The sequence below is a fragment of the Flavicella sediminum genome (genome assembly GCF_006381105.1).
Classification (GTDB): domain Bacteria; phylum Bacteroidota; class Bacteroidia; order Flavobacteriales; family Flavobacteriaceae; genus Flavicella; species Flavicella sediminum.
In genome coordinates this window covers 938,565-958,394 of sequence record NZ_VDET01000002.1, presented here as the reverse complement: position 1 = coordinate 958,394, position 19,830 = coordinate 938,565, and the positions used below count along the sequence as shown (strand labels likewise).

19 protein-coding genes are annotated in these 19,830 nt (G+C 33.5%); 11 read left to right on the top strand and 8 right to left on the bottom strand.

What is annotated here, in order from left to right; all coding sequences use genetic code 11:
• The first annotated feature begins 52 nt into the window (after positions 1 to 52).
• Positions 53 to 1,063: a Gfo/Idh/MocA family oxidoreductase gene (locus FGM02_RS04320; RefSeq protein WP_139957082.1), complete on the top strand. Its 1,011-nt coding sequence runs from the start codon at positions 53 to 55 to the stop codon at positions 1,061 to 1,063.
• Positions 1,064 to 1,214: 151 nt separating this feature from the next.
• Here the strand turns inward: FGM02_RS04320 and FGM02_RS04315 are convergent, their stop codons facing one another.
• Positions 1,215 to 2,051, bottom strand: coding sequence for a hypothetical protein (locus FGM02_RS04315; RefSeq protein WP_139957081.1), 837 nt, complete (start codon positions 2,049 to 2,051; stop codon positions 1,215 to 1,217).
• A gap of 93 nt (positions 2,052 to 2,144) precedes the next feature.
• Here FGM02_RS04315 and rsmI point away from each other — a divergent pair, with 93 nt between their 5' ends.
• A complete protein-coding gene (rsmI, locus tag FGM02_RS04310; RefSeq protein WP_139957080.1) occupies positions 2,145 to 2,816 on the top strand; it encodes a 16S rRNA (cytidine(1402)-2'-O)-methyltransferase in 672 nt (223 codons plus the stop codon).
• A gap of 44 nt (positions 2,817 to 2,860) precedes the next feature.
• On the opposite strand, the gene mscL is transcribed toward rsmI, so the two are convergent.
• The 4 genes from mscL to FGM02_RS04290 form a co-directional block, all read right to left on the bottom strand.
• The gene (gene mscL / locus FGM02_RS04305; protein ID WP_139957079.1) at positions 2,861 to 3,280 is read right to left on the bottom strand and encodes a large-conductance mechanosensitive channel protein MscL; all 420 of its coding nucleotides are present in this window, start codon (positions 3,278 to 3,280) and stop codon (positions 2,861 to 2,863) included.
• 84 nt (positions 3,281 to 3,364) lie between these two features.
• Positions 3,365 to 3,577: a hypothetical protein gene (locus FGM02_RS18175; RefSeq protein ID WP_139957078.1), complete on the bottom strand. Its 213-nt coding sequence runs from the start codon at positions 3,575 to 3,577 to the stop codon at positions 3,365 to 3,367.
• A gap of 118 nt (positions 3,578 to 3,695) precedes the next feature.
• A complete protein-coding gene (alr, locus tag FGM02_RS04295) occupies positions 3,696 to 4,799 on the bottom strand; it encodes an alanine racemase (protein ID WP_139957077.1) in 1,104 nt (367 codons plus the stop codon).
• Between the two features lie 29 nt (positions 4,800 to 4,828).
• Positions 4,829 to 5,413, bottom strand: coding sequence for a thymidine kinase (locus FGM02_RS04290; RefSeq protein ID WP_139957076.1), 585 nt, complete (start codon positions 5,411 to 5,413; stop codon positions 4,829 to 4,831).
• Between the two features lie 99 nt (positions 5,414 to 5,512).
• On the opposite strand from FGM02_RS04290, the gene FGM02_RS04285 reads away from it, so the two are divergent.
• Both FGM02_RS04285 and FGM02_RS04280 read left to right on the top strand, forming a co-directional pair.
• Positions 5,513 to 6,376 carry a hypothetical protein gene (locus FGM02_RS04285; RefSeq protein ID WP_139957075.1) on the top strand — a complete coding sequence of 288 codons (864 nt, stop codon included), beginning with the start codon at positions 5,513 to 5,515 and terminating at the stop codon, positions 6,374 to 6,376.
• Between the two features lie 3 nt (positions 6,377 to 6,379).
• On the top strand, positions 6,380 to 7,372 hold the full coding sequence (locus FGM02_RS04280; protein ID WP_139957074.1) for a glycosyltransferase family 4 protein: 993 nt from the start codon (positions 6,380 to 6,382) through the stop codon (positions 7,370 to 7,372).
• Here the strand turns inward: FGM02_RS04280 and FGM02_RS04275 are convergent.
• Complete coding sequence (locus FGM02_RS04275) at positions 7,356 to 7,712, bottom strand: arsenate reductase family protein (RefSeq protein WP_139957073.1); 357 nt, start codon at positions 7,710 to 7,712, stop codon at positions 7,356 to 7,358. The two genes, FGM02_RS04280 and FGM02_RS04275, sit on opposite strands and share 17 nt — an antisense overlap.
• 96 nt (positions 7,713 to 7,808) lie before the next feature.
• Between FGM02_RS04275 and FGM02_RS04270 the strand changes: the two genes are divergently transcribed.
• Together FGM02_RS04270 and FGM02_RS04265 are read left to right on the top strand one after the other, a co-directional pair.
• Entirely contained in the window at positions 7,809 to 8,264 is a 456-nt protein-coding gene (locus FGM02_RS04270; RefSeq protein WP_139957072.1) for a DinB family protein, read from the top strand.
• A gap of 10 nt (positions 8,265 to 8,274) precedes the next feature.
• The gene (locus FGM02_RS04265; RefSeq protein WP_139957071.1) at positions 8,275 to 8,706 is read left to right on the top strand and encodes a hypothetical protein; all 432 of its coding nucleotides are present in this window, start codon (positions 8,275 to 8,277) and stop codon (positions 8,704 to 8,706) included.
• Here the strand turns inward: FGM02_RS04265 and FGM02_RS04260 are convergent.
• Entirely contained in the window at positions 8,657 to 10,309 is a 1,653-nt protein-coding gene (locus tag FGM02_RS04260) for an Ig-like domain-containing protein (protein WP_139957070.1), read from the bottom strand. The genes FGM02_RS04265 and FGM02_RS04260 overlap by 50 nt on opposite strands.
• Positions 10,310 to 10,433: 124 nt before the next feature.
• On the bottom strand, positions 10,434 to 11,054 hold the full coding sequence (locus tag FGM02_RS04255; protein WP_243739351.1) for a ComF family protein: 621 nt from the start codon (positions 11,052 to 11,054) through the stop codon (positions 10,434 to 10,436).
• A 205-nt stretch (positions 11,055 to 11,259) separates the two neighbouring features.
• On the opposite strand from FGM02_RS04255, the gene FGM02_RS04250 reads away from it, so the two are divergent.
• From FGM02_RS04250 to FGM02_RS04230, 5 genes are all read left to right on the top strand, one after another.
• A complete protein-coding gene (locus tag FGM02_RS04250; protein WP_139957068.1) occupies positions 11,260 to 12,156 on the top strand; it encodes a hypothetical protein in 897 nt (298 codons plus the stop codon).
• A gap of 114 nt (positions 12,157 to 12,270) precedes the next feature.
• Positions 12,271 to 13,809: a glycine--tRNA ligase gene (locus FGM02_RS04245; RefSeq protein WP_139957067.1), complete on the top strand. Its 1,539-nt coding sequence runs from the start codon at positions 12,271 to 12,273 to the stop codon at positions 13,807 to 13,809.
• A gap of 110 nt (positions 13,810 to 13,919) precedes the next feature.
• A complete protein-coding gene (locus FGM02_RS04240; RefSeq protein WP_139957066.1) occupies positions 13,920 to 14,423 on the top strand; it encodes a hypothetical protein in 504 nt (167 codons plus the stop codon).
• 195 nt (positions 14,424 to 14,618) lie between these two features.
• Positions 14,619 to 17,120 (top strand): sulfatase-like hydrolase/transferase, encoded by a 2,502-nt coding sequence (locus FGM02_RS04235; protein WP_139957065.1) that lies wholly within the window; start codon positions 14,619 to 14,621, stop codon positions 17,118 to 17,120.
• A 191-nt stretch (positions 17,121 to 17,311) separates the two neighbouring features.
• Positions 17,312 to 19,792: a sulfatase-like hydrolase/transferase gene (locus tag FGM02_RS04230; RefSeq protein WP_166461131.1), complete on the top strand. Its 2,481-nt coding sequence runs from the start codon at positions 17,312 to 17,314 to the stop codon at positions 19,790 to 19,792.
• The last annotated feature ends 38 nt before the right edge of the window (positions 19,793 to 19,830 follow it).

Sequence of the window (19,830 nt, the reverse complement as noted above, 5' to 3'; positions counted from 1 at the left end):
TAAGTTTGTTGGGATTGGGATTTTTAATAGCTAGAGAAAATAAAATAGGAAGATGAATTTGATAAAAACAGGAGTATTGTCTTATGGTATGTCGGGAAGTTTGTTTCACTGTCCGTTTTTAAATTTACATCCAGAATTTGAGTTGACTGCCATTGTTGAGCGTTCTTCTAAAAAAGCGCAAGCAGTTTATCCAACATTAAAAAGTTATGCCTCCGTTGATGAAATTTTAGGAGATTCAGAAATTGAATTGGTCGTAGTCAATACGCCAAGTCCTACACATTTTGAGTTTGCGTTAAAAGCAGTTCAAGCAGGCAAACATGTTTTAGTAGAAAAACCATTTTGTGTGACTTCTGAACAAGCTAAAATTATTTTTTTAGAAGCTAAAAAACAGAATTGTTTGGTCATGCCTTTTCAAAATAGAAGATATGATAGCGACTTTTTATCCGTGAAAAAAGTGGTGGAGTCTGGTAAATTAGGAACTTTAATAGAAGCACATTTTAGATACGACCGTTACAACTTTGAAATTTCAGATCATAAAACAAAAGAAGCAAATGTACCAGGAAATGACCTGTTGTATAATTTAGGGGCGCATGTGGTTGATGCTGCCATCGCTTTGTTCGGAATTCCTGTAAAATGGAGAAAGGTGAAAAAGTGCAATCGGCCAAATTCTAAAATTGCTGACTATGCTTACGTTCATATGGAATTTGCTAACGGACTTCAGGTTTTTACTACCGTTAGTTTGTTAGTAGCAGATGAGCAGCCGGGATTTATTTTACATGGAACAAAAGGATCTTATGTAAAAAAACGTTGTGATGTTCAGGAAAGACAATTAAAGTTGGGTATGTCGCCAAATGAGGAAAGGTTTGGAAAAGAGACGCTAGGTATGGAAGGAGTCTTAACAACTGTTGAGAAAGGAGTAGTAAAAAAAGAAAAAATAATTTCAGAACCTTCAAATTACCTACATGTTTTTGAAGATGTATTTCAGTGTATTAGAAATAAAAAAGCTTACGCGGTAACGGAAGAACAAGTAGTAAGACAATTAGAGATTTTAGAAGATAATTAGCTTAGATTATCTTAAAGTAAAAGTTTCTAAAATTGAGTTAGAGGTTATTGCCGAGAAGTATATTTAACTAGTTTTTGACGATTTTTAAAACAGGATTAATTTTTTTAAACGAATCCTGTAATTTTTAAACATACACTTTTTTGGTCGTAGTTTAGTTGTTTTCACATGTTACAATCATATAATAACCACTTGATAGTTCATCATAATCTTTATTGTCTTGTGTGTTTATTGATGATTTTTTTGCAGTATATTCTTTAATTATTTTTCCTTTTTTATTAAATTCTTCTTTACTAATTGATGCTACAGAACCATCTCCATAGTATATTTTTATTCCTTTATAGAAATTGATGTTATCAATTCCTCCATTAATAGCTTCAATTTCAGTTCTTATTGTAATGTCTGTATTTGTTTCTGATAATCTACATACTCTTGATCTAATTCCTGCTTTAGAAGATCCTGTACCATCAGAAACAGAACTTAAACATTCTGTGTTATAATAAACCCAATCTTTACACTTTTCATCGTTATCATTTTCACCTGCTTCATCATCTTGTTCTTTTGATACCGTTGCGTAATCATTTGCAAAATCCCAATTAATTTTACTGTTACTAGAGATATCCTTTATATCTATTGTTTTTCTCTCATTAACTTTAAGTTTTAAATCTATAATATCAGAATTAGAATTAAAAACATAAGAAAGAGTTCTAGATTCTCCAGTTTTAATATTGCTTCCAGCAAAAGCTCCTTCAATAGGGATTAAAGAATAATAGCTTCCAGAAGTGGTCTGACTATGACTAATGTTGGAATCATCACTAAAATCTGATTCATCTATAATTACAGATAAGGTTGCAAATGTACTTTCTATACTTTTGTAACTACTATGCTTTGCTACAACTGTTAGAAAAAATTTATTACCATCATCTTTACTACAATTAATCATAAAAATGGAGGAGAGTATTAAAATAAAAGCACTAATATTTTTTTTCATTATGTATATATTATGATTTAAATCAAAATTAATTTTAAAAAATTATTAAGACAATACTCACAAATAGGTATTTTTACTTTTTTAAAACATTTTATGGCAAAACTATATTTAGTACCCACACCTATTGGAAACTTGGAAGACATGACTTTTCGTGCCATCCGAATTTTAAAAGAAGCAGATTTGATTTTAGCAGAAGACACAAGAACTTCTGGGAAATTATTGAAACATTTTGAAATTGAAACTCAAATGATGAGTCACCATATGCACAATGAGCATAAAATGACCGAACGTATTGTTGCTAGAATCCAATCAGGAGAAACGGTTGCCTTGATATCTGATGCAGGAACACCCGCAATTTCAGATCCAGGGTTTTTATTGTCTAGAGCATGTGTGCAAGCTGGGGTTGAAATAGAATGTTTGCCCGGAGCTACGGCTTTTGTGCCTGCGTTGGTGAATAGCGGTTTACCAAATGATAAATTTGTATTTGAAGGTTTTTTACCTGTTAAAAAAGGAAGACAAACTCGTTTGTTGCTTTTGGCTGAAGAAACTAGAACGATGATTTTTTATGAATCGCCACATAAGTTGTTAAAAACCTTAGCGCATTTTTCAGAATATTTTGGAGCTGATAGACAGGTTTCTGTTTCACGTGAGTTGACAAAAATGTTTGAAGAAACAAAAAGAGGTACCGTTGAAGAAGTTTTAAAATATTTTACAGAAAACACTTTAAAAGGTGAGATTGTAGTTGTTGTTGAGGGAAAAAAATAAGGCCACCTTTTTGAAGGTGGCCTTGTCACTAGGGTGTTTATAGTTTATTTTTTTGCCAATAAATCTCTTATTTCTGCTAATAAATCTTCTTGAGAAGGACCTTTTGGTGCTGCTGGAGCAGGTGCTTCTTTTTTCTTCGTTTTTTCATACGCTTTTAAGAAAACGAAAATCACAAAACCGATAATCACAAAATCGATAATTGCTTGTACAAAATTACCATAAGTCATTACGGCAACTCCGGCTTCTTGTGCAGACTTTAAGGTGTCATGGGCACTACCATCTAAGGTGAAGAATAAATCGTTTACGTTTTTTCCTCCCATAAAAACTCCTACTACTGGCATAATAATGTCTTTTACCAGTGAGCTTACAATTGTTTTGAATGCACCACCAATAATTACAGCGGTTGCTAAACTTACAATGTCGCCTTTCATTAAGAAGGCTTTAAAATCTTTTAATAATCCCATTTCATTTTTAAATTTAAGTTAAGTATGCTCTAAGCTAATGAAAAATAAGTGATTAGCAAAGCTATTTGTTTTGGTAGTTGTGTATTAAATTCTTGTACCCGTACTAACAATAAAATGTATTAGGTGTAAAAAAGCAGTAACTGCAAATGCAGTATAACACATAACAAATATTTTTTGAACAGTATTTAAGCCTTCAAATTTATCATTGATGAAATTTGATACATCAGAACGTAAGCTCAAAATGTAGTTCGAAAAAGTTAATTTTTTTTGTTCAGAATTATGTAGTAATTGTGGCATATCAAAATTTTTAGAGTTGTTGATGCCGCTAAATTACAGTTTGTCCCTGCTTACCTGTGTTGTTTTTCGATGAACTGCAGTTGAATGTCGTTGAATGGTAGTTTTGTTCAGATAAATGTTATTCGACGATTATTCGTCGAATTCTTTGCGAGATACTTGTCAATAATTCATAAGAAATTGTGTCTGATTTCAGGGCTAATTCGTTTAACATCTGTTGGTTGTCAAATACAATAGCTTGGTCTCCCTCTTTACAATCAACAGTTGTAATGTCAACCATTATCATATCCATGCAAACATTTCCAAGTATTGGGCAGATCTTGTTATTTATTTTAACAGATCCAACTCCGTTTCCAAGGTTTCTACAAATACCGTCGGCATGACCAATGGGAAGTGTTGCCGTTTTTGTGTCCTTTTTTGCTGTATAAGCTCTGTTGTAACCTAAGCTATCTCCTTTTTTGATGGTGTGTATTTGTGAGATTGTTGTTTTTAGGCTTCCTACATTTTTTAAATTAGCGGTTTCCTTCTCATCATTTCCAAAACCGTACATTCCAATTCCAATTCGAACCATGTCAAAATGTGCTTCCGGAAAATTGATAACGCCAGATGTGTTTGCCATATGCAGCATGGGGGTATAAGGAAGGGTTTTGGTAATTTGTGATGAAACTTGTTTGAATTTTTCTATTTGTTGACGGCTAAATTCATTTTCATTAGCATCTTCACTTGCCGCTAAATGCGAAAACAAAGAAGTTATTTGAATGCTCGTGTTTTTTATAAGAGGAAGTATTTCATTTACTTCTTCTAAAGAAAACCCCAATCTGTTTAATCCAGTATTAAATTTTAAATGAACAGGATAGCCAAGTAGTTTTTTTTCTTTGCAAATACCAATAAAAGCCGTGAGTGTTTTTTTAGAATACAAATTCGGTTCTAAATTATAGCTAATAAGTTTTTGAAAATTTGGGATTTGTGGATGCAAGACCAAAATTGGGATTTTAATCCCGTTTTTTCTTAAAATAATTCCTTCATCTGTATAGGCCACAGCCAAATAATCAACTCCCTGGCTTTCTAAAGATTTAGCAATATAAACAGCATCATGTCCATAAGAGTACGCTTTTACAACTCCTAGTAATTTGGTGTTGTGATTAAGTTTTTTTTTAAAATAAGAAATATTGTGTTTTAGTGCATTTAGATCTAGCTCTAATACACTAACATGGGTATTACTCATCAGCTATTGTTTTGAAAGTACTCGGCTTTTTATTTATTGTTATGTGTCTCTTTGTAGTAAGCAGCTCTACTTAAAGGCTCGTAATTTTCAGTTTCGCCCAACATAACCAGTTTTTCATTGGCATTTTTTCGGTGACTGTAATGCGCTAAGTTTCCGGTTTTTGTACAAATGGCATGTACTTTTGTAACATATTCTGCAGTAGCCATTAGTGCAGGCATCGGACCAAAAGGATTTCCTTTAAAATCCATGTCCAAACCGGCAACAATGACTCGTATACCACGGTTGGCTAAATCGTTACAAACTGTGACAATCTCATCGTCAAAAAATTGCGCTTCATCAATTCCAACAACATCTACATCGTTGGCTAATAAGCGTATGTTTGAAGCAGAAGGCACAGGGGTTGATCGAATTTCATTCGCATCATGAGAGACCACCAAATCTGGATCGTAGCGATTGTCTACCTCAGGCTTAAAAATTTCGACTTTTTGTTTGGCAATTTGAGCACGTTTTAAACGTCTAATCAGCTCTTCTGTTTTTCCTGAAAACATGGAACCACTTATCACTTCTATCCAACCAAATTGTTCTGTATGATTTACTGTATTTTCAAGAAACATTTTGTAATTTTAAAACTTGAATTAAAGTCGGTAACTTTCCAACTAAGGTTTCACAAATTTATTAAAATAATACAGGTAATCGCTTAAAATTATCAAGTTATGCACAAAAAGTTAGAATCGGAATTGATAAGTATTGCACATGCTATCTTACAAATGAAAAATAAGAAGGATGTAATTGCTTTAAAAAACAAAGCGAAAGATGTTTATGAGCGTTTGGCATTGCTAGAATTTGTAGATAGATATGTTGCGGAATCTCCTTCAAATACAGAAACGAAAGAAGCTATTTTGAGTAAAATGGGCAATTTAGACCCTATTATTGTAGAAGAAACGATTGCCGATTTAACAACAGAAGTACCGCCAAAAGTTGACAACAAAGAGATTTTAGAAGTTGAGAAAAATGTAGCGCCTATTTTAGTTGAAGAATCGATTAAGGATTTAACAACGGATAGAACACCAAAAGTTGAAAAAACGGATGATTTGGATTCAGATAAAAAAAACGCTCCTATTTTGGTTGAAGAAACGATAAGTGATTTAACAACGGAGGTTCCCGTTCCAGAAAAAAAAGAAATACCAGTGCCTAATTTGTTTTCGCAAAAAGAAGATCTACAGGTTAAAAAAGCTAAAAAAACTTTAGAAGAAGAATTAAAAGATACAATTCCGGTAGATGTAGCCACACATATATTTGAAAATGCAGTTCGATTGCAGCCAAAAAAATCTTTGAATGACACCTTGGTACGTGCTAATATTCAAATAGGACTGAATGATAGAATTGCTTTTGTGAAAAATTTATTTGAAGGAAGTCAGGAAGATTTTAACCGTGTGGTTTCGCAGCTCAATTCTTTTAAAGAAGAAAAAGAAGCCTTGAAATTTATTCAAAAAATGGTCAAGCCAGACTATGATTGGGCTGAAAAGGAAGAATACGAAGAGCGTTTTGTAGCTTTAATTCAGAGAAAATTTGCTTAATAAATGAAGCCTAAAAAACCTATTTTAGTTCACACACATTTTCATAGAAGAAGAACGGGACTTACCCGAAGTGTTGAGAATGTATTTCCTTTTTTTTTAGATGAATTTGATGCCTATATCTACGGATATGGGGTAGAAGGTAGAAAAATTTCATTTTCACAGGTGTTGAAGTTGGTTTTGTCTAGAACGTATTTTGTGATGCATTGCCACAGAAATAATGAATTGATGCGAGCTTTGTTATTTCGACTTCTAGGAGGGGAATTTAAATTAATTGCCACGCGTCATGCCGAATCCAAACCTTCAGGATTGACAAATTTTTTATTGAAAAAATCGGATGTTGTTATTGCCTTGACCAATGCGATGCAAGAAAAGTTAGCGTATCCATCTGAGGTTGTAGGACACGGTGTCGTAATTGATACGTTTAAACCAAATAAAGAAGAACATAGAAAAGAAATAAAACAAAAATATAGCTTGACATGTGCGGGTAGAGTCCGCAAATCTAAAGGACAGAAAGTGTTGTTGGAAACAATTTCACCGATACTAAAAAAACATTCAGATTGGGCTTTGGTCATTGTTGGTAAAGTGGATAAGCCAGAATTTTTAACGGAATTGAAAGCAATTGTTGCTCAAAACCAAATTGAAAATCAAGTGTACTTTGTCAAAGAAACACCTGATATTATTTCCTATTACCAATCTACTCATTCTGTAATTGTTCCGTCGTTTACAGAAGGCTTTTCATTGGTTTGTGCAGAAGCAATGGCCTGTGGATGTAATGTAATTGCGACAAGAAATGTGGGGGTGCATTCAGATATCATTCAAGAAAAAAAGAATGGTTATTTGTTTGATATAAACGATACCAATGAGTTGTCGGGATTGTTAGAAAATTTATGCGAAGGTACTTTGCCACACTTGGGGTTAGCAGCAGAGCAAAGCATTGCTAAACATTGGAGTGCACAAATAGAAGCCAACAATCTAATGGCTATTTACAAGCGTTAATTGCTGCTTTTAAAGCTTCAATATTTTTTTTACTATTTCCAATAAAAATTTCACCATTAAGAAGGGCTACCGGACGTTTTAAAAAAGTGTAGGTTTCTAAAATTAATTGTTTGTAATCTTGTTCGGTCAGTTTTTGGTCTTTTAAACCCATAGCCTTGTATTTTTGTGCTCTTTTACTAAAAAGGGCTTCATAGCTATTTGATAAGGCATGCATTTCTTCAATTTGCTGAACCGTAATTGCGTTCTCTTTTATTTCTTGAAGTTCAATTCCTTCTAAGTTTATTTCTTTTAAAATTCTGCGACAGGTATCACAAGTTTTTAGATAATATAATTTTTTCATAAGTTGGTAGGTATTGAATTTAAGAATCCAAAAATAACTTGTTTTCTGTTTAAAATTCAATACTTTTATCAAAATTTTGAACAAAAAACATATAAAATGAAACATCAATTTACCTATTTGAACAAAGGAAGAGCATTAATGTTAAAGTTGATCGATGGCTTGACGATTGAACAGCTAAATAATATTCCAAAAGGCTTCAAAAATAACATTGCCTGGAATATTGGGCATTTGGTGGTAACGCAGCAATTGTTATGTTATAAATTATCGGGTTTGCCATGTGCAATTTCAGAGGAGATGATCAATGCTTACCGAAAAGGAGCTGCACCTGAAAAAGTTATAACGGCAGAAGAATTTGACGAAATAAAAGCGTTGTTTGTAAGTTTGCCTGTACAGTTTGAAAAAGATTATGAGGCTGGAATCTTTAAGGATTACAATGAATATACAACAAGTGTAGATGTTACTTTGTCGGATATTGTCTCAGCAACAGGTTTTAATACTTTTCATGAAGGAATTCATTTAGGAGTTATTTTAGCTTTAAGAAAATTGGTGTAAAGTTGAAGAAATGAAAGGTGGAGTTTTAAAAATAATTTGGGTTGTTCTGGCTTTTGCTGTTGGCTTTTTTGGTTTTAAATGGATCTTTCAACAATTTTCTTCTAAAGGCAGAATAGAGAAAATAGCAGATGAGTTAAATGTATTGTGCCCTAAGCGGTATGATGCATTTACTCGTTTAGATAGTGTTGTGTCTGGCGGGCAAGGCCGAATAGTTTATTACTGCTCTTTGATACAGCAAGCCAAAAATGAAGCAGATAAAAATGCCCTTACTCGTCATTTAAAACAAGCAAGAATTAGCGATGTGATGCGTAATTCAGGCATGGAAATATTTCGTAAAAATTTAGATACTGTTCAGTTCGACTATTTTGACTCCCAAAAGGAATTAATGGTTTCTATCTCCGTGGGGCCTTTGGAATATCTAGATCCTGCTTCGGTAAGGTAGGTTTATTTATGTCAAGTACCTCATTAACGGTCCAGTTGGCTCTTAATTTTAATTCCTTTCTAAAGTAGACAACATTTTCTGGTTGGATTTTTTCTAGAAAGTTTCCTGAATCCCATTTTTTGTTGTTGTTCGAGTCAAATATTACTCGGATTAGATAACTGTTTGGAGTGATGTCGTTAAAAACAAAATTCGTTTTTTCATTAGAATATTGTCGTTCTACCAATTCTCCTTTTGTTGTAATTAAATCGACAAGTACCGGAAATTTTTTGATGTTTTTAAGACCAATTTCTAAGGTTGCATAATCTTCAATATCCAGTGTTTTTAATTGGTATTGAAGTGTGTCATTTGTTTCGCCTTGAAAACTGACAAATAAATGAGGTAAAATGTCTATTTGAAAATTTTCGTTTCTACTTCTGTCAAAATAAATAGAAAGCTTTGTTTTGTTTTTGTCGATAAAAGTTTCAAAAGGTACTGCCAAAGTATCCTTGTCAATAATTGTTATTTGGCTGTTGTTCAGACTGTCAATAGGGATATTTGTTGTAATGGCAAACGTATCTTTTGGGTGAAGTGTACCTTTTAGAGTTGTACTTAAAAGTAGAGAATCTATTTTGGAAGTTCTTAATTGTACCGTATATATGGTGTCTAAAAGATCTGTTTTTACTTGGAACTGTAAAGAGTCGGCATCAAAAGGGGTGTACCAATAATTCAAAGTATCTGTTTCAATGTCTTTGTTTAGCAGGCTTCTAAAATCATCTGGTGTTTCTGATAGTAACTGAATATCTAATGATTTAGGGCTTCCCTCGTATCCAAAAATTATTTTCCCGACCTTGTTTTCCAAAGGTTTTAAAAGCTTAAAATCTAACTTTTCTTTAAATAAATTCAATTGATAAGTAGAGTCGGTAGGTAATTGAATAGGATGATTTAAAAAACCAATTTTGTCTTGTTTTGGGTTGTAAATAAAATTGTTGTTAAAGTCTTTTAACGCAATTAATTGATAAATTCCTGGCTTTATATTGGTGATGTTAAAGCTCGTAGTATCTAGGGTGTTACTAACGTAAATAGGTTTTTCTTTGTAGACAATTGAGTCGGTATAATCTTCATTTACTTCGTACAGTAATACCGCAATGTTTTCTACGGGCTTCATTTCAAAGGCATTTTTTATCGCTCCAGAAACTTCTAAAGAATCGACATAGCTACCGGTTGAAAACACATATTTAAAACTACCTAACTTGTTTCCTTCGTTGTTGTCGACAATGCTATTTCCAAAATTAATGGAATAGGTGGTGTTTTCTTTTAAGGTATCTAATAAATCAATGGTAATTAATTTACTAGGGCTTCCTAAGGGTTTAATAATAGGCGCATATTTTAAAGGAGGTGAAATGATGAGCTGCTTAAAAAGATCTTTGAATTTTACATATTCGTCAAAAGACAATTTGATTCTTTTTGCGTTAAAATAAGTAGCTTTGTATTCAGGTTCCGCAGTAACCATTACAGGTGAAAGACTGTCTTTTGGACCGCCATTTGGAGAGCCTCTACGTGCACACCTTGTAGTACTACCAACAATTACACTAGCAATTAATAGAAAAGCAATCAGATTCTTCACAGAAAATATATTTGTGTTTGAAGCTACAAATTAACAATTTATTTGTTGAATAAGATAGTGAAAAAGTGGGGAATGCTTTCTTAGGGTTGAGTTTAACAGTTTATTTGCTTTTTACAAGGCATGCTTATTCAACATAGGCTATGGTAGCTAAATAAATGGTGCTATTTTTTGCTTTCAATAATTCCAAACAACAAGCTTCAATAGTGGCGCCGGTTGTGGATACATCATCTATTAAAAGGATCGTTTTGTTCTCAAATAATGTCGGATTTTTTAGTAAGAAATTGTTCTTTAGATTTTCCCATCGATTGTATCTGCTTTTTTTTGTTTGACTTTGAGTGTCTTCAATTTTGATTAACTGATTAGGCGTATAAGTCGCCTTTAAAATTTTAGCCAATTGCAAACCAAATGATGTGTTTTGGTTGTAGCCTCTTCTTTTCAGTTTGTCTTTGTGAAGTGGGACGGGAATAATTAAGTCTATAGCTCCAAACCTGTTGGAGTTGTCGATTTCATTTCCTAAAATATCAGCAGCAAAAATGCCAATACGTTTGTTGTTTTTATATTTCAGTTCATGAATGAGTTTTTGAACCTTTCCTTTCTTATGAAACAAAAATAATGAAGTAGCAGCTTTTATGGGAACAAGTCCATAAAAAGATTTTTCAATGGGGTTTTGAGAGTTTTTAGTAAAGTTGCTAAAAGGTAGGTCGTGTCTACAATAGGTACAAATATGAACCTCGTTTTCAGTCAAATGTGTCGTGCAACAAATACATCGTACCGGGTAAAATAAATTGAAAATATCTTTAAAAAATTTGACAAGCACAGCGTTTTTATTTAAAGTTACAAAAAAACTAGACTAATTTGCTTTGTTTCAAGGATTGACCCACCGTTTTTATGGCTTATATCATTAATAAATACTATTTTTGTGCTGAAAATAAAAATAATTAAATCCAACTATGGAAAATAAACAGTCAGGAAAATTAATAACAATATTATTAGGAGTATTATTAGTTGTAGCCGTAGCGTATTCGTTTTATTCTAATGCAGAACACAGTGCATTAAAGACGGAATTAGAAGCAGAAAAAGTAGAAATAAAAACTCAATTAGATAAATTACTTTCTGATTACGATGCTAAAATTGCAGAAGGATCTTCTTTGAAAGTTAAGCTAAAAGCAGCAAGAGAAGATATTATAACTTACAAAGATTCTTTGCAAGGAGAAAAATCTACTAGCTATGGTTTGATCAAACGATATAAAAATAGAATGTATTCTTTGCAAGCTAAAAATAAAGAATTATTTGCTCAAGTTGATTTATTGACAAAAGAAAATGAAAAATTATCTGGTGAAGTTGTAGAAGCAAAATCTACAATAGAAGCGCAAGCAAATGAGAACTCTAAATTAAGCATGATCAACAACAACTTATCTGAAAAGGTTGCAAAAGGGGCTGTTTTAAGTATTGATAATTTAGGAGTTGTTGCCATGAAAAAATCGAGTACGGGTGCTTTAAAAGAAACTAACCGTTACAAAAAAACAGACGCTTTTAGAATTACATTCAACATTGATAAAAACGAATTGACGGAAAGAGGCGAAAAACCGGCTTATTTTGTTATTAAAGATGCAGAAGGAAATGTAGTTTCTCCTAAAGGAAAAGTAGTAATCAATGGAACCGAAGTTGTGTATTCAGATACAACAGCAATCAATTATCAAAATATTGAGACTGAGGTAATTATTATTACAGATATCGATCGTGAAGCAACTACAAAAGGAGTTTATACCGTTGCTGCTATTTTAGATGGAAAAGCAGTAGGAAATACAACATTAGAATTGAAAGATGGTTTCTTAGGAATTTTCTAAGAACCGAAACCTTATACAAACAAGGAGAGCAAGGGAAACTTTGCTCTTTTTTGTTCAGAATAAATATTATTTAAGAGCTTAATTTTTTGTAACTAAAATACTTATTTTTGCACTATGGCAAAGCAAGAAGATCAATTTAAAAAAGTAGTTTCACATGCAAAGGAATACGGTTACGTGTTCCAATCAAGTGAAATTTATGACGGTTTAAGTGCAGTATACGATTACGCACAAAACGGTGTTGAATTAAAGAAAAATATTAGAGAGTACTGGTGGAAAGCAATGGTGCAAATGAACGACAATATTGTTGGTTTAGATTCTGCTATTTTTATGCATCCAACTACTTGGAAAGCATCGGGGCATGTAGATGCTTTTAACGATCCACTAATAGATAATAAAGATTCTAAAAAACGCTATAGAGCAGATGTTTTAATTGAAGATTATGTTGGTAAATTAGATGCGAAAATAGAAAAAGAAGTAGCCAAAGCAGCTAAACGTTTTGGAGAGTCTTTTAATAAAGAAGAGTTTTTAAATACCAATCCAAGAGTTCTTGCGAATAAAGAAAAAGGTGCTGCTATTTTAAAAAGAATGGGGCAGTCTTTGGAAAAAGAAGATTTGGCAGATGTAAAAGCCTTGATTGAAGAATTAGAAATTGCTTGTCCTTTATCTGGTTCAAGAAATTGGACAGAGGTAAAGCAGTTCAACTTGATGTTTGGAACAAAGTTAGGTGCTTCTGCTGATTCTGCTATGGATTTGTATTTACGTCCAGAAACAGCGCAAGGTATTTTTGTGAATTTCTTAAACGTGCAAAAAACAGGAAGAATGAAAATTCCTTTCGGAATTGCACAAACAGGAAAAGCATTTCGTAATGAAATAGTAGCGCGTCAGTTTATTTTTAGAATGCGTGAATTTGAACAAATGGAAATGCAATTTTTTGTACGTCCTGGTACGCAAAAAGAATGGTATGAAAAGTGGAAAGAAACACGTTTAGAGTGGCATAAATCTTTAGGTTTAGGCGAAGACAACTACCGTTTCCATGATCATGATAAATTAGCGCACTATGCAGATGCAGCTGCCGATATTGAGTTTAGATTTCCGTTTGGTTTTAAAGAATTAGAAGGAATTCACTCAAGAACAGATTTTGACTTAAAAGCACATGAAAAGCATTCAGGAAAAAAATTACAATATTTTGATCCAGAATTAGGAGAAAGTTATGTGCCTTATGTAGTAGAAACCTCTATAGGTTTGGATAGAATGTTCTTAGCTGTATTTTCAAACTCTTTAATGGAGGAAGAATTAGAAAATGGAACGAGCAGAACGGTTTTAAAATTGCCTTCAGTTTTAGCACCTACAAAAGCAGCCATTTTTCCATTGGTTAAAAAAGATGGATTGCCAGAAGTAGCAAAGAAAATTGTCAACGATTTGAAATTTGATTTCAATGTAATTTATGACGAAAAAGATGCTGTAGGAAAACGTTACAGACGACAAGATGCTGCAGGAACTCCTTTCTGTATTACGGTAGATCATGATACGTTAACAGATAATTCTGTAACAATTCGCCATAGAGATACAATGGAACAAAAAAGAGTGGCTATTTCTGAACTGAAAAATATCATCAGTAAAGAAGTTAGTATGTCAGCTTGGTTGCAGAAATAAAAGAAAGCTTAAAAGCTAGCTAGTGAATAGCAATATTTTTTTATAAAATAACTAAAGACCTTAAGTTCATTCTTAAGGTCTTTTTTTATCTTTAAGGAAAAATGAAATCTATGAAATTAAAAAATAGTTTGTTGTTCGTATTTATCCTGGCCTTTTGCACAGCTGGTTTTGCACAAAACTCTTTTTCTTGGGAAAAAGTTCGCTATGGGGGTCGCTTTAGTTTTGAGTTTTCAAATGAGACAACAAGTATTATTGTTGCACCAGTGGCTATATATCCCTTAAATAAGAAACTTTCTTTAGGAGCAAGTGTTAGTTTGGGTTATGCTAAGTTTAAAGACCCTGAGGCGAAATTATATAATTACGGAATTTCAGTCTTAACATACTACAATCCTATTGGGCAGGTAGAGCTGTCGGCAGAATTAGAGCAAAGTTTTGTCAACCAAAGGTCTACTATTTCAGATGCTAAGATAAATTATAATTTTTTGGCTTTTTATTTAGGAGCGGGTTATAGAACTAGAAATGTTACCTTGGGTATGCGATATGATGTTTTGTATAAAAAAGAGGAAGGACTTTATGCTTCGCCTTTTGCGCCTTTTGTTCGAGTTTATTTTTAATAGAAATTCATTTCAGAAAGAGGTTGCTTATTTTTCTTAAGACTTATAAATGGATGTATGTTTGTAGACAATTAGCTTTGTTTTAGTTAGATACAGCTGTAATTACAAGAAAAGAGACATGAATTGGTTGTTTAGAGCATTCCTAAATATTGGGTTTGCTCTTATTTTTGTAGGTAATTATTAAACTTGTAAGTAATGAAACACATTGTACGCTATCTTTTTTTATTAACAGTTGTAGTAACTGTTAGAGGGCAAGAGCTTGTTAAGCCAAATATTATCATTTTTTATGCTGATGATTTAGGTTGGCAAGATACCAATTTGAATAATGTTGGAGAACCTGTTCTTTGGGAAACTCCGAATATGGAGAAATTAGCCGCGGCTGGTGCTAAATTTTCACAAGCTTATTCTCCAGCACCTACTTGCGCTCCATCAAGAGCTGCAATGTTAAGTGGTAGGCATCCTATTAAAACAAAAGTTACTCAAGTTTCTGGCGGAGTATTACCTGGTTTGAAAAAAGCCAAAGCTGCCAATAAATTGATAGGTCCTTATTATCCAGAAAGATTGGACGTGGATGAGGTAACAATTGCTGAAGCATTGAGTCCTGCGGGTTATGTGTCTTCGCATGTTGGTAAATGGCATGTGGCTGGGGCTAATGGTTTTCCTGAAGCTATCCATCAAGGTTTTGGTTTTCAGTTTACAAGTAGAGGTATGCATCAAAATATGGGAGACAGATGGACGGGTTATGCAACAGATGCGGAAGATGATCCTTATAGAATAGATGCAGATGGAAGACCTATGGATTCTCTTACAGAAGATGCGTTGGCGTTTATGGAAGCGAATAAATCGGAACCATTTTTCTTATACATGGCTACTTGGTTAGTGCATACACCTATTCAAACTAGAGATTTAGCATTGCTAAGTTATTATTGTGAAAAATTAGGAATTCCTGTCCCTACTGAAGATACAGATATTACAACAGGCGGACAAACAAACCCATATTATGGAGCCATGATTGGTACCTTAGATTGGAGTTTAGGTAAAGTTATCGATTATTTAGAAGCAACGGATGATCCAAGAAACCCTGGAAAAAAATTGTTTGAAACAACTTATATTATATTTTCATCAGATAATGGAGCTTCTGAAATGGATGGTGATGAAATAGTTGCTGATAACTATCCTTTGGATTTAGGGAAAACAAGTTCAAAAGAAGGTGGAATTCGTGTGCCTTTAGTTATAACAGGTCCTGGAATTCCAGTGAATGAATTTGACAATGTTGTGAATGGATTGGATTTTTATCCTACAATTTTATCCTTGACAGGTACAACGGTTGCCGACAATATTTTAGACGATTTAGACGGAGCTGATTTAAGTCCGTTGTTGAAAGGAGCGTCGAGTATCGTAGAAGATAGTAACGGAACTGAAAGAACGGATCTTTTTTGGCATTACCCAAATGCAGATGATGAAAAGGCAAAAAGTGCCATAAGAAGAGGTAATTATAAATTGTATAAAAAATATGTTGATAATTCTTATGAAGCTTACCAATTGTATGATGGTGGAGATACTTTTGTTGATATAAATGAGGCTACAAACGTTATAGATGTCATGCCGGTTTCTATAAAAAACGAAATGATAGCTAGTCTAGAGGCATATTTAACAGAAAACAATGCGAAATATCCAACATGGAATCCTGATTATGCTGAGGCTGATGGGCCATTAGCAAATCAAGATCTTGTTCCTGCAGTGACTTCTGCATCTTACAATCAAGATACAAACGTGGCGACTGCAATTATTGAAAATACTTCAGGTAAAGCCGCTATTGGCACTGCAACCTTGTTGTATAAAGAAAACGGAGCCAAAGAAGAATGGTTGGAGTCTACATTAGGAGCAACAATTAACGGTAATGTTATCACGGCAAATGTTCCAGAAACGGCTACTGCGGTTGTTTTTAATATGATTGATGAAAATAATTTTTTAGTTCTATCAGATGAGGTTGCAGTAGTTTCTGTGACTCGTATTACACTTAATAATTCAGACCTAGAACAAGCTTTTAATCCTACAGAAAATTCTTCGGAGTTAATTGGAGCTACAACCATAAATGGTAATGGTAGTTATTTGCAAATGAGAACAGAAGGAGGAGGCGATGGTGCAAAATATTTTGTTCAGTCGCCTAGCAATAATACCTCTGTAGTTTGTGATAAAGTAACGTTTACGGTTAGGTCACAAGAAGATGATACGGTTACTTTTAATGTTACTATTGGAGGCGAAACGCAAACATTTAACTATACAAGCACAAGAACAGCTGATGAACTTCAATTTGATTTTGATACGCCTGTAACATTTACAAGTACTAGTCAAGCCGTAGAGGTTATTACTACAGCACTTACCAATTCTGGCGGACTTACACCGAGGTTTAGAATTTATGGAATCACATTTCATGTAGCCGAATTCTTAGGGGTTGATGATGTAATCACAACTCAAGAAGCGCTAAACCTATATCCGAATCCAGTGAAAACTGTTTTTAGCCTTAGCAAAGAGGTGGTTTCAGGTGCCATTTACAACTTGTCTGGCGTAAAAGTATATGAGTTTAATAACACTTATAGAGATATTGATATATCTAATTTACGTTCAGGTTTATACATGTTAAAAGTTGTAAATAAAACTAGAAATGAGAAATATTTAAAATTATTAAAAGAATAATAATTGAATAGAATTTAAATTTAACAAAGCCGCTAACTTTTTACAAAGTTAGCGGCTTTGTTTGTGAAAACAAGGTTCGTTGTGTGTAAATTGAAAAGCATGAAAAGAGGAACCTATTGGTTGTTTACAGCATGAATAGTTTTGTTGTGGTGTTTATTTTTGTCTTTACATAAAAACAAACCATGTTCGTAATGAAATCTCTTGTATTCTTTTTTGTTGTAGCACTTTCAGTTTTGTCGGTTAAAGGTCAGGTTGTTGCAAAGCCAAACATCATTATTTTTTATGCCGATGATTTAGGTTGGCAGGATACGCAGTTAAATGATGAAGGGGCAATGGTTCCTTGGGAAACGCCTAATATGCTAAGTTTAGCAGCAGAAGGAGCTAATTTTTCACAAGCTTATTCTCCGGCACCTACCTGTGCTCCATCCAGAACCGCTATGATGAGTGGGCACCATACTACACAAACAAAAATGACACATGTAGCTGGTGGACAAATACCTGAAGTTGATAGCAATAATAGTAGAAATAAATTGATTCATCCTTATTATCCAGGAAGACTAAATGTTGAAGAAACAACAATTGCAGAAGCTTTGGCTACCCAAGGATATAAATCTGGTCATGTGGGGAAATGGCATATGGCTGCAAGTCATAATCGATTTCCGGAGGCTGTAGATCAAGGTTTTGATTTTCAGTTTACAGGTAGAGGTATTGCTACTGGTATGGGTGATAGAACAACTGGATATGCTACAGATGCTGAGGGTGATCCTTATCAAATAGACGAAGACGGAAGGCCTTATGATGCTGTAACGGCAAATGCTTTAACTTTCTTAGAGGATAATAAATCGGAACCTTTCTTTTTGTATATGGCTACTTGGTTGGTGCATACACCTATACAAACTAGAGATTTGGCTTTGTTAGAATATTACTGTAATAAATTAGGAATTCCTGTACCAACAGTAGATGAAGCTATCAAAACCCCAGGTCAAACAAATCCTTATTACGGAGCTATGGTGGCTTCATTAGATTGGAGTTTGGGGAAAATTGTGGATTATTTAAAAACAACAGACGATCCTAGAAACCCAGGAAAGAAATTATACGAAACAACCTATATTATCTTTTCATCTGATAATGGAGGTGCTGAAACACATAGTGGAGAAATTATTACAGACAATTACCCTTTAGATAAAGGGAAAAAATATGCACAAGAAGGTGGTGTTCGTGTTCCTATGGTTGTTACCGGTCCGGATATTCCTGTAAATAATTTTGACAATGTTGTTTCGCATTTAGATTTTTTCCCTACAATTTTATCTTTAACAGGTACCACAGTAAATACGAATGTTTCTGAGGCTTTGGCGGGGGTTGATTTATCTGCAATTTTAAAGGGAACTTCGGCAATAGTAGAAGATACGAATGGAAATGAAAGAACAGATCTTTTTTGGCATTTTCCTCACAATCAAGACAGCCAAATGCAGTCATCTATTAGAAGTAATGAATTTAAATTGTATAAAAACCATTTGGATGGTTCTTATGAGGTGTATCAATTATACAATGCTGATGGAAGTACTAATGATTTAGAGGAAGCTACAAACGTCATAAATTTTATTCCTGAAGCGACTAAAAATGAATTAATTTCAAAGCTAGAAAGCTTTTTAACAACAAACAATGCTAGATATCCGCAATGGAACGCTAATTATTCGGGTAGTGATGCTCCTTTGTTAAATCAAGATAAAGTGCCAGCCGTTTCTTCTATTACTTTTGATCAAGATAATTATATGGCCACAGCAACAGTTACAGCTGCTTCAGGACAAGCGGCAATTGCTACAGCTAATGTACTATACATAGTAGATGAAGATGAAGAATGGTTTGAAACTTCGGCAACTGTAAATGGAAATGTAATTACGGCAAATGTGCCAGAATCCGCTATCCAAGTCGTATTTACACTTGTAGATGAAAATAATTTTTTAATCGTGTCTGATAAAATTTCAACAGTGCCTGTAACGCAAATAAGTTTAAATGATACAGATTTGGAGCAGTCTTTCAATCCTTCTGATACTTTTTTAGAACTTCTAGGTGATGCATCACCAAAAACACTTTATATACAATCTAAAGCAGTGGACAGTGGTGCTAAATTTTTGGTAAAGTCTGGAAGTAATACCTCTGTTGTTTGCGATAAAGTTACCTTTAGAGGACGCTCACAAATAAATGATGCCGTATCTTTTGATATGACTATAGGAGAGGAAACTAAAAGTTTTGACTATGCAAGTACATCTTCTACTTATGATATGGATTTTAATTTTGATACTCCCATAACCTTTACCAATGTGGCTCAAGAGATGAATTATATAATTACCTCGTTTTCTAATTCAGATGCCAATACACCTAGATTTAGAATCTATGAAATCACATTTCATGTAAATGAATTTTTAGCGATAGATGATGTTGAAACCGATGAAAGAGCACTCAAAGTAATTCCTAATCCTGTAAAAAATATTTTTAGTCTTGCTACGGCTGTAGAGTCTGGTGTTTTATATAGCATGTTAGGAGAAAAGGTATATGAATTTAGAAATAGGCATGAAGCTATTGATATTTCACATATAGAATCAGGTGTTTATTTGCTTTATGTAACCCATGAAAATGGACGTAGACAATCGTTGAAATTGGTTAAGGAATAGGGGTCGTAGACAAAGTAGTATAAAGTCTATTAATAATA